The following is a 9,967-nucleotide window of genomic DNA, read 5'->3' as shown; positions in this document are numbered from 1 at the left end:
CGCTATCCAGGGATAATCGGGCAAACAGGCGCATGGAGGCGATTTCGTACAGGGCATCTTCCATGGCACCGTCGCTCAGGTTGTACCAATGCTGCATGCAGTGAATACGCAGCATGGTCTCCAGCGGATAGGGCCGTCGGCCATTGCCCGCCTTGGGATAAAACGGCTCGATGACAGCGGTCATATTCTGCCATGGCAGAATCTGCTCCATGCGGGAGAGGAAAATCTCTTTTCGGGTCTGACGGCGCTTAGTGCTGAATTCACTATCGGCGAAGGTGAGTTGATGGCTCATGATGTCCCTCTGGGATGCGCTCCGGATGAATATGATGATCTCATATCAGGAACTTGTTCGCACCTTCCCTAAACTGGTTAACCAGCGTTTTTTAAAGTGATGAGACATTTCATGTTTACGTCCATCCAACGCGATTTGAATACCGTGTCAATAATCTAAAGATGACGGTACAGCACTCGGTCCATCGGGATTTTCGCGTTTTTAATGTCCTTCATAATGCCAGTCCATATCAGATGACCATCAAAATCGAGTGCGTTCACGTGTCGTCCAAAATAAGGTGCGCCAATATACTCGAGAATTACATTAATGCCTTTGTTATCGGTGATGCTGGTGGCAACTGCAGCAAAATCCTCTGTCATATAATCAATGGCTTGATCGGCACCCAGAGGGCGAACCCGACCGTGCTTTGCTGCGTTCGCAGTGGTGATTACCGTCGCGAAAGTCGAACGGTGGTCCCCACAACGTTGCCCCCTGAAAGCATCGGTACCGTTTCAATGGGTTTCAGTTTTTACAGATGGATCCGCGGTTACGAAGACCTCGGTAAGAGGGCTGCATTGTGCCACAAGCGGACGTTGCACTAAGGTGTATTAGTACCCTCTGAACGCCTGGAATGACCATCAAAAAGAATAGTTAAACCTCCCGTTTATACTTCAGCACATCAATGAACAGAGAAAATGCCGAACCCGCATGGCGGCGGTGTGGGTAGTACAGATGATACCCAGGTAAGTCAGGGGTAAATTTCTCCAGAACGCGGGTCAGTTTTTTTTCTTCAATAGCCTGCTGAACCTGGTCATAAGGCAGATACGCGAGGCCGTGCCCGTCAATTGCGGCATCGAGGATCAGATCTATTGTATTTAATAGAAGTTGTCCTTCCATGCGAACCCTGACTTCGCGCCCTCCACGCACTAATCTCCAGCGATTTGCGGTGCCCGATGACGGAAGGAACAGATTAATAGCCTGATGATCGACCAGGTGCGCCACAGACACTGGAATACCTTTTCGCGAGAGATAATCCGGCGCACCAACAATTGCCATCGGGATATCGGGTCCGATTCGAACAGCAATCATATCCTTGTCCATCTCTCCCCCCAGGCGAACCCCGGCATCAAAGCGCTCAGAGACGACATCAGTCAGGCCGTAATCGATGAGTATCTGCACATCAATTTCGGGATGGGATTGCAACAACGTGCGCATGGCGGGCAACAATATGGTCTTTGCGGCATGTTCCACTGTGGTAATGCGTATGGTGCCAGACGGACGATCGCGCAGGTCGCCTAGGGAAGTCAGAGCAGAATCCAGGTCATGCAGCATTGGGCCAAGAACAGACAAAAGGTGTTCACCCGCTTCCGTCGGTACCACGCTGCGTGTGGTTCGCGTTAAAAGCCGTAACCCTAACCGTTCTTCCGTGCGACGAACTATCTGACTTAACGCTGACTGCGCCATGCCAAGACGGGCGGCGGCCCGGGTGAAACTACGCTCTTCGGCGACGGCCACAAAGGCCATCAGATCGGCTATCTCATCGCGTTTCATCTCTTTTTTCCATCCGGGATATTAATCATTTAAATGATAAGTCCAATCATTATTTTGGGTCTAATCATCTTAATAATCAATGGCTATAGTTATCCCATCAAGCATGACAGATAACCGACAGCCCATGAGGAACCGGATGATGAACCAGAAAATCAGCTTCACCAACAGCAATATCCCGACAATCTCTTTGTCCGCCGTGCTTTATTTCCCACCCGCATTTGATGAAAGCCGCAAGTACCCGGCTATTGTAGTTTCGCATCCGGGGGGCGGCGTTAAGGAACAAACCGCCGGTACCTATGCCGAAAAGCTGGCAGAAAAAGGGTTTGTGACCGTGGCTTACGATGCGTCTTATCAGGGCGAAAGTGGCGGCGAACCGCGCCAGCTGGAAAACCCGTACATCCGTACCGAAGATGTCAGCGCAGTGATTGATTACCTGACCACACTGCCTTATGTCGACACCGCGCGAATTGGCGCTATGGGAATATGCGCCGGTGCGGGCTATACCGCCAATGCCGCGATTCAGGATCGCCGTATCAAGGCCATCGGAACGGTCAGCGCCGTTAATATCGGCTCAATGTTCCGCAACGGCTGGGAAAACAATGTGAAGTCCATTGATGCACTGCCGTATGTTGAAACCGGTTCAAATGCCCGTAGCACCGATATCAGCAGCAGTGAATATGCCACCATGCCGCTGGCTCCCATGAAGGAGTCTGATGCTCCAAATGAAGAGTTGCGCCAGGCCTGGGAGTACTACCACACGCCACGGGCACAGTACCCGACGGCCCCTGGATACGCCACGCTGCGCAGCCTCAACCAGATCATTACATACGACGCGTACCATATGGCGGAGATTTACCTGACCCAGCCGCTGCAAATTGTTGCAGGTAGCGTGGCGGGAAGTAAATGGATGAGCGATGATCTGTACGATCGCGCCTCAAGTCAGGACAAGCGGTACCACATGGTCGAAGGTGCTAACCACATGGACTTGTATGACGGTAAAGCCTACGTCGCTGAAGCCGTTTCCGTATTAGCCCCATTCTTCGGGGAGATTCTGTCATGAAACATGTTCAAATCCAGAATGCCGATATGACCTGGCATGTTGCCGCCAACGTTCAGTTTCCACCTACGTTCGATGAGTCAAAACAGTATCCGACAATTATCAGCGTCCACCCTTTTGGCAGCTGTAAGGAACAGACGTCCGGCAATGTCTACGGAAAAGCGCTGGCTGAAGCAGGCTATGTCGTGATCGCCTATGACGCCAGCTTCCAGGGGGAGTCCGGCGGCTCTCCACGCTGGGTGGAGGATCCGACTCAGCGCGTGGAAGATATCAGTCGGGTTATTGATTACGCCGTCACCCTGCCGTATGTCGATGCTGAACGGATTGGCGTGCTGGGCATTTGCGGCGGCGGTGGCTATGCCATTAATGCCGCACTGACGGAGAAACGTATTAAAGCCGTGGTGAGCATCACCGGCGTAAATATCGGTCGTCTTTTTCGCGAAGGCTTCAGCAATTACGACCCTATTGGCGCGCTGAATGCGATGGCGGCACAGCGTACAAATGAAGCCCGTGGGGGGGAGGTTCAGGTTAATGAACTGCTCCCCGCCAGCCCGGAAATGGCAAAGGCTAGTGGGCTGACTGAGCGTGATGTATTTGAGGCAACAGACTACTACAAAACGCCACGCGGCCAGCAGCCAGGCGGGGCAACGCGGATGGTGTTCTCTCATGCGCAGAAAACTCTGGCCTGGGATGCCTTCGCTTTCGCCGAAGTGTTGCTGACTCAGCCAGTAATGGTGGTAGTTGGTGAAAAAGTGGGTGCTTTCGGTGCTTACCGTGACGGGCTGGAAATCTATGGCCGGGCTGTAGCCTCGCGTGACCGTCAGTTGGTCTCATTAGCCGATTTTTCGCATTACGAACTGTATGACAAACCGGAAGCGGTTAGTGAAGCGATGTCAAAAGTACTTCCGTTCTTTGCCGCACACCTGGAGTAATGCCCTGTGAAAAACATCATTCAAAAAGTCCTGGTACTTGGCGCCAGCGGGCAGATTGCCCGCCATGTTATCGACCAACTGGCCGATAAACCAGGCGTCATACAGACGTTATTTGCCCGTCAGCCAGAAAAAATCACCCAGCCTCACCCGGCCAATAGCCGGATTATCATGGGCGATGTGTTAAACCATGCGGCGCTGGAACAGGCCATGGTGGGTCAGGATGTGGTTTACGCCAATCTGACCGGGGAGGATTTAGATCTACAGGCGAAGGCGGTGATTGCGGCGATGAAAGCCACTGGCGTAAGACGCCTGATTTTCGTCCTTTCTCTCGGTATCTATGATGAAGTCCCGGGAAAATTCGGTGAGTGGAATAACGCCATTATTGGCGAACCTCTCAGACCATTCCGCCGTGCGGCTGATGCGATTGAAGCCTCCGGGCTGGATTACACCATCCTGCGTCCGGCCTGGCTGACGGATGAAGATACGATTGATTATGAACTCACTACCCGCAATGAGCCGTTCAAAGGCACGGTTGTATCACGCAAAAGCGTTGCCGCATTAATCGCCGATATGATTGATAAACCTGAAAAACATATCGGTGAAAATATCGGTGTTAACCAGCCCGGGACCGACGGCGACAAGCCGTACTTTATGTAAATCAATCATGCCCTTTTACCCTTACAGCTTGTATTGCAGTACGGGTTCTTAAACTTATCGAGGTGAACTGAGATGAATCGTGTTTGGTTTGTAACCGGGGCTGCCCGCGGTATGGGGGCCAGGGTAGTGAATGCCGCTTTGCAACAGGGAGATCGTGTGGTTGCAACGGGGCGTAATATGGACAAATTACGCAGAACATTCAGCACGGCCTCTGCAGAAAATATTGAGCTGCTGGAGCTTGATGTTCGTGATGAGCACCAGGCTAAGGTTGCTGTAGATGCCGCCATTCGCCGTTTCGGGCGTATTGATGTTCTGGTTAACAACGCAGGATTCTGCCTGCTGGGGCGTTTTGAAGAAGCAACGGCAGAACAGATAGAGCTGCAGTTTGCCACTAACGTATTCGGCATGGCCAATGTGCTACGCGCTGTCTTACCGGTCATGCGCCAGCAGCGTAGCGGACGCATTATTAATACGTCCTCGATCGCGGGTGTCAAAGCGGTCGCAAACGCTACATTCTATTCTGCATCGAAGTTTGCCGTTGAAGGTATGACGCTGGCCCTTGCCGATGAAGTTACGCCGCTTGGTATTCATGTCACCGCGATTGAGCCCGGTTTCTTCCGCACAGAGTTTCTCAGCAATAGTTCGGCCCACTATGGCGAAAAAAAGATTGAGGACTATGCCGATTTCGGCGATGCGCGTGAGTTACTGGCATCCGCAGATGGTCAACAGCAAGGGGACCCGGCCAAACTTGCACAGGTCGTTTGTCAGATGGTTGAAATGGAGAACCCACCCCGACAGCTGCTTATAGGGAATGACGCTATCAGTTATGTAATGCCTTCGCTGGAAGCCCGTATTAAAGAGATACGCGAATTTGCGGCGCTGAGTAATACAACCGATTTTGATTAATGGGTGTAAGCACCCGATGTTTTAAATATCGAGAGTACAATGACTGACTTATTAACCCAGGCCTTCACGTTTAAAAATGGCCTCAGGATGCGTAACCGCGTCGTTATGGCTCCGATGACCACCTGGTCCGCTAATGACGATGAAACTATTTCAGATGAGGAAGTAAACTATTATCGGGCACGCGCTACCGGTGTGGGATTAGTGATAACGGGATGCGCTCATGTTCAGAGAAACGGAGTGGGTTTCACCAATGAATTCGCAGCCTACGATGATCGTTTTATCCCGAGTCTGAGGAAACTGGCTGATGCGGCAAAAAGCGGGGGGGCGCTGGCAATCCTGCAACTGTTTCATGCCGGTAATAAAGCGGTTCCCGAACTCATCACTGGTGGAGAGCTGGTCAGCGCCAGCGCCCTGGCCGCTCCGGCTGGCCCTTTTAATCGCGGGGAACAAGCCAGCCGGGCAATGGAACATGACGAAATTCTTGATGTCATTCATGACTTCGGCGAAGCCACTCGCCGCGCAATTGAGGCCGGATTTGATGGTGTCGAATTGCACGGCGCACATGGTTTTCTTATCCAGAACTTCTTCTCCCCCTGGTTTAACCAGCGTACTGACGAATGGGGTGGTTCATTAGCAAACCGGATGCGTTTCCCGCTGGAGGTCGTTCGGGAAGTCCGGCGGGTTATTGAAACTCATGCCAGGAAACCCTTTTTACTGGGTTACCGGTTATCGCCGGAAGAGTCCGGAGAAGGAGGATTACGGATTAATGACTCCCAGGCTCTGGTGTGTCAGTTAGAGAAAGAGACTCTCATTGACTATCTCCATATATCACTCCACGACGTACTGACCGATCGGCCGCAGGGTAGTGAGGATAAGGAAACAATTCTGGCGCGGTTTGTAGAACAATTTAATGGGCGTTTACCTTTGCTGGCAGCCGGAAAAATTACTTCGTCACAGGCGGCTCAACAGGCTCTGGAGGCCGGACTGTCACTGGTTGCCTTAGGCCGGACGATTGTCATGAATCCCGACTGGATGGAGCTGGTGCAGGCAGGCCATGAGAATAAGGTAAAAAACATGCTTATCCTGTCTCAACGGTCAGACGAATTAGCGATCCCTGAAAAACTATGGCAAGTGATTCAGAAAACGCCCGGATGGTTCCCGACATAAACAAGACCTGAGTAATCAGACATCAGTACAGGTAATTCTGAAATATACCGTTTTGCCTGTAACTGTCTGGAAGGTGAAACATCAATTTGTAGCTTTCTATCCGTACAGGGCGAGAAGGTCCGCTTCTCGCTCAAAGCAGACGTTTTTTCCCTGTCGGACCTTACATCAACGCATAGGTTCTATTAACTCTGGACCTTGATTCTTAATATTCCCGACGGCACGCGTCACGGCGTGCCATATAAATTTATCAGCCGGCACGGAACCGTCGGCTACGATGTCCTCTGCTTCTTTCCCTCCTACATCTTGCCTAAGCCATTCGCGAGCGGCTTCCGGTGACAGGACCAGCGGTCGCCTGTCGTGAATATCTACCAGTCCTTTGTCGGCAGCAGCCGTTACTATCAGGAATCCTTCTGCTTCATCTCCTCGTTCGAATGGTGTGCTGCCGAACGCAGCCATGAATATCGGCTGGCCATCGGCCCGATGAATGAAGTAGGGCTGCTTCTTGTCACCTTCCTTTTTCCACTCAAACCAGCCATCAGCAAAGCAAATTGCGCGACCATGCTGCCAGAGTGGTTTAAACATTCTGCTGGTGGCCGCAGTTTCAGATCGTGCATTAATTAGCGGCGGCTTATCCCACCATCCTGGAGCATACCCCCATAGAACAGGGTCAAGGTGCAACTGTTCATCACGTTCGCTAAGCAGCAGAACTTTTGTGCCTGGCGCCACGTTGAATCGACCTATTGGTTCAGGGTCATATGGGATATCACGTTCAGCTTCTTCAGCGAGCAAGGCGAGATAGTCCTCGCGGGTCATTGACTGTGAAAAGCGTCCACACATAGAAACCTCCAGCCAACTGTCAGACTGAAAGTATAGAATATTGAGTAGAACGATAGGATTTGAGTAAGCGTTAAGTGAGCGCCGTATTGACGGTTATTTATCGGTAAGAACCACGTTCCATGGCAGCAGTTCGGCCACTTTGTTGCTGGGCCACTCCGGCAGTACGCTCAGGATATGGCGAAGGTAGGCTTCCGGATCGATACCATTCAGCCTGCACGTCCCGATCAGTCCGTACAGCAGGGCTCCGCGCTCACCACCGTGGTCGCTGCCGAAGAAGATAAAATTCTTTTTCCCAAGACAGACGGCACGAAGGGCTCGTTCGGCAGCGTTGTTATCAGGCTCTGCCAGGCCATCTTCACAGTAGTAGCACAGCGCATCCCACTGGTTCAGGACATAAGCGAACGCTTCGCCCAGACGGGACTTTTTCGACAGCGTCTCATTTTTTTCTACCAGCCATTCATGCAGCGATGCCAGCAGTGGTTTGCTTTGCGATTGTCTGGCTGCCAGACGCTCTTCTGTCGTGAGGCCGCGTATTTCTTCTTCTATCGCGTACAGCTCACCGATACGTTTCAGGGCTTCTTCCGCTGTCGCTGTGTGAGTGCTTATATAGACATCATGGATTTTTCGGCGGGCATGGGCCCAACATGCGGCTTCTGTCAGCGGCCCTCCTTCACGTTCCGGACTGAACAACCGATCGTAGCCTGCGAAGGCATCCGCCTGCAGCACACCATGATAGTGGCGAAGGTGTTGCTGAGGATGTTTTCCCTGCCGGTCTGGCGAGAAGGCGAACCATGCCGCTGGCGGATCTGATGAACCTGCGCTTCTGTCGTCACGTACATACGTCCAGATACGCCCGGTTTTCGTCTTCTTTCTGCCCGGTGCAAGCACCGGAACCGGAGTGTCATCCGTATGCAGTTTGTGGCAGTCCATCACGTAGTGGTAAAGGGCCTCATCCAGCGGGGCCATTAACCGGCAACATGCATCCACCCAGTTGGAGAGCAGAGCCCGGCTCAGATCCACGCCCTGACGGGCAAAGATTTCGCACTGGCGATACAGCGGCAGGTGTTCGCAGTATTTGGCCGTTAACACGCGGGCCAGCAGACCCGGCCCGGCGATACCCCGATCGATGGGACGTGATGGCGCAGGTGCTTCAACGATACAGTCACATCGGGTGCAGGCCTTTTTCACCCTGACCGTGCGGATCACTTTCAGGGCGCTGGAGACCAGTTCCAGCTGCTCCACGCTGACTTCGCTGAGGTACGCCATACCGCTGCCGCATTCCGGACAGCTGGTTTCCGCAGGATCCAGCCGATGTATCTCGCGGGGAAGGTGTGCCGGTAACGGGCGACGATGGCGGGACTGACGTAACTGGCGAGGTACCTGCGGATCGTCTTCCCGTCCGTTGTAGCGATCGCTTTGCTGCTCCTGCTGTTTCAGCAGGGCTTCGGCTTCTTCAACCTGTCGGCGAAGTTTTTCGGAGCGGGTACCGAACAACATTCGACGCAGTTTTTCTATCTGTGCCCGCAGATGCTCTATCTCGCGCTCTTCGTTCTCTATTTTCTCTTCTGCGCGGGCCAGTGCAGAACGCAGGAACGACTCAGTCTCTGCAACGAGACTGAGCTGACTGTCTTTCTGGCGAAGCGCGTCTTCCAGCGCAGCGATACGGGCGAGATAGTCGTGATTCATAACCGCTTTTATAATGCGGTTATGATTTTTTTACAACATTGTCAGTGAGTTAAGGCGGGATATTTTTGGCTGGCGCCAGTCCAGCTTATCAAGGAGCATGGCAAGTTGTGAGCGGGTGATCGCGATTTTGCCGTCGCGTACAGCAGGCCAGACGAACTGTCCCTCTTCCAGGCGTTTGATAAACAGGCACAGACCATCAGCATCAGCCCAAAGTATTTTCACGGTATCGCCACGGCGTCCCCGGAAGATAAACAGATGGCCGGAGAAGGGATCCTCATCCAGAACGTGGTGTATCTGTTCGCCCAGCCCGTTGAAGGATTTACGCATATCCGTGGCCCCGGCGACCAGCCAGATGCGGGTGCCTGACGGGAGGGATATCATTGTGTCCTCCCGGTCAGTTCGCGGATCAGCACAGTCAGCAACTCTGACGACGGGTTCTCCAGCGTCATTTTGCCGTGGCGGAACTCAACATGACAGGAAGTGGCGCTGGCGTGAGCGGAGGAGAACGTACACAGAGTGTCATTCTCTGCGGCGGGCAACGGGTCGTTGATAACGTCGACGGACAACAGAGTCGGAGAAGCCGGAAGAGATTGAGGTACCACCGGCCCCACGATAGTTGCAGGCATTCGACGAGAGATTCGCCCCTCTCTCTGCCAGAGGCGTAGCCACTTAAAAATGAGATTATTATCAACGCCATGTTCCCGCGCCAGTTGTGCGACGTTGGCATCTGGTCGTGAAGCCAGTTCGACCATCCGAAGTTTGAAGTCACTGGAATAGACGGTACGCGATTCAGTTCGCCAGTTGGCAGCATTTTCCATAAACAGAGCTCCTTCTAAATTAGACGGAGCTCTAAGCTAGCGATCCCGGGACTGGAATCACAGGCGGCAGTGACTTGACGCTTAC

12 protein-coding genes are annotated in these 9,967 nt (G+C 52.8%); 5 read left to right on the top strand and 7 right to left on the bottom strand.

Annotated elements, in window-relative coordinates:
* The 3 genes from OGX94_RS20920 to OGX94_RS20910 all read right to left on the bottom strand — a co-directional run.
* The coding region (locus OGX94_RS20920; protein ID WP_009653094.1) for an IS5/IS1182 family transposase at positions 1-292 on the bottom strand (292 nt) is incomplete at its 3' end.
* A gap of 155 nt (positions 293-447) precedes the next feature.
* A complete protein-coding gene (locus OGX94_RS20915) occupies positions 448-678 on the bottom strand; it encodes a zinc-binding dehydrogenase (protein WP_257661739.1) in 231 nt (76 codons plus the stop codon).
* 244 nt (positions 679-922) lie between these two features.
* The gene (locus OGX94_RS20910; RefSeq protein WP_049005640.1) at positions 923-1,822 is read right to left on the bottom strand and encodes a LysR family transcriptional regulator; all 900 of its coding nucleotides are present in this window, start codon (positions 1,820-1,822) and stop codon (positions 923-925) included.
* A 136-nt stretch (positions 1,823-1,958) separates the two neighbouring features.
* Between OGX94_RS20910 and OGX94_RS20905 the strand changes: the two genes are divergently transcribed.
* The 5 genes from OGX94_RS20905 (at position 1,959) to OGX94_RS20885 (ending at position 6,541) form a co-directional block, all read left to right on the top strand.
* Entirely contained in the window at positions 1,959-2,882 is a 924-nt protein-coding gene (locus OGX94_RS20905) for an alpha/beta hydrolase (RefSeq protein ID WP_257661649.1), read from the top strand.
* Positions 2,879-3,811: an alpha/beta hydrolase gene (locus OGX94_RS20900; protein ID WP_257661650.1), complete on the top strand. Its 933-nt coding sequence runs from the start codon at positions 2,879-2,881 to the stop codon at positions 3,809-3,811. The genes OGX94_RS20905 and OGX94_RS20900 overlap by 4 nt, the downstream gene beginning before the upstream one ends.
* Before the next feature lie 18 nt (positions 3,812-3,829).
* Positions 3,830-4,468 (top strand): SDR family oxidoreductase, encoded by a 639-nt coding sequence (locus tag OGX94_RS20895; RefSeq protein ID WP_208594997.1) that lies wholly within the window; start codon positions 3,830-3,832, stop codon positions 4,466-4,468.
* Positions 4,469-4,540: 72 nt separating this feature from the next.
* Positions 4,541-5,374: an SDR family NAD(P)-dependent oxidoreductase gene (locus tag OGX94_RS20890; RefSeq protein ID WP_257661651.1), complete on the top strand. Its 834-nt coding sequence runs from the start codon at positions 4,541-4,543 to the stop codon at positions 5,372-5,374.
* 39 nt (positions 5,375-5,413) lie between these two features.
* The gene (locus OGX94_RS20885; protein WP_251256793.1) at positions 5,414-6,541 is read left to right on the top strand and encodes an NADH-dependent flavin oxidoreductase; all 1,128 of its coding nucleotides are present in this window, start codon (positions 5,414-5,416) and stop codon (positions 6,539-6,541) included.
* 165 nt (positions 6,542-6,706) lie between these two features.
* On the opposite strand, the gene OGX94_RS20880 is transcribed toward OGX94_RS20885, so the two are convergent.
* The 4 genes from OGX94_RS20880 to OGX94_RS20865 form a co-directional block, all read right to left on the bottom strand.
* The gene (locus OGX94_RS20880) at positions 6,707-7,378 is read right to left on the bottom strand and encodes an SOS response-associated peptidase (protein ID WP_133086234.1); all 672 of its coding nucleotides are present in this window, start codon (positions 7,376-7,378) and stop codon (positions 6,707-6,709) included.
* Positions 7,379-7,471: 93 nt separating this feature from the next.
* The gene (locus OGX94_RS20875; RefSeq protein WP_004902302.1) at positions 7,472-9,064 is read right to left on the bottom strand and encodes an IS66-like element ISKox1 family transposase; all 1,593 of its coding nucleotides are present in this window, start codon (positions 9,062-9,064) and stop codon (positions 7,472-7,474) included.
* A 30-nt stretch (positions 9,065-9,094) separates the two neighbouring features.
* Positions 9,095-9,445: an IS66 family insertion sequence element accessory protein TnpB gene (tnpB, locus tag OGX94_RS20870; protein WP_004189161.1), complete on the bottom strand. Its 351-nt coding sequence runs from the start codon at positions 9,443-9,445 to the stop codon at positions 9,095-9,097.
* Complete coding sequence (locus OGX94_RS20865) at positions 9,442-9,882, bottom strand: transposase (RefSeq protein WP_004189163.1); 441 nt, start codon at positions 9,880-9,882, stop codon at positions 9,442-9,444. The genes tnpB and OGX94_RS20865 overlap by 4 nt, the downstream gene beginning before the upstream one ends.
* Positions 9,883-9,967: the final 85 nt, after the last annotated feature.

Source organism: Citrobacter sp. Cpo037 (assembly GCF_030332945.1).
Taxonomy (GTDB): Bacteria; Pseudomonadota; Gammaproteobacteria; order Enterobacterales; family Enterobacteriaceae; genus Citrobacter; species Citrobacter portucalensis.
This window is presented reverse-complemented; position numbering and strand designations above follow the sequence as displayed.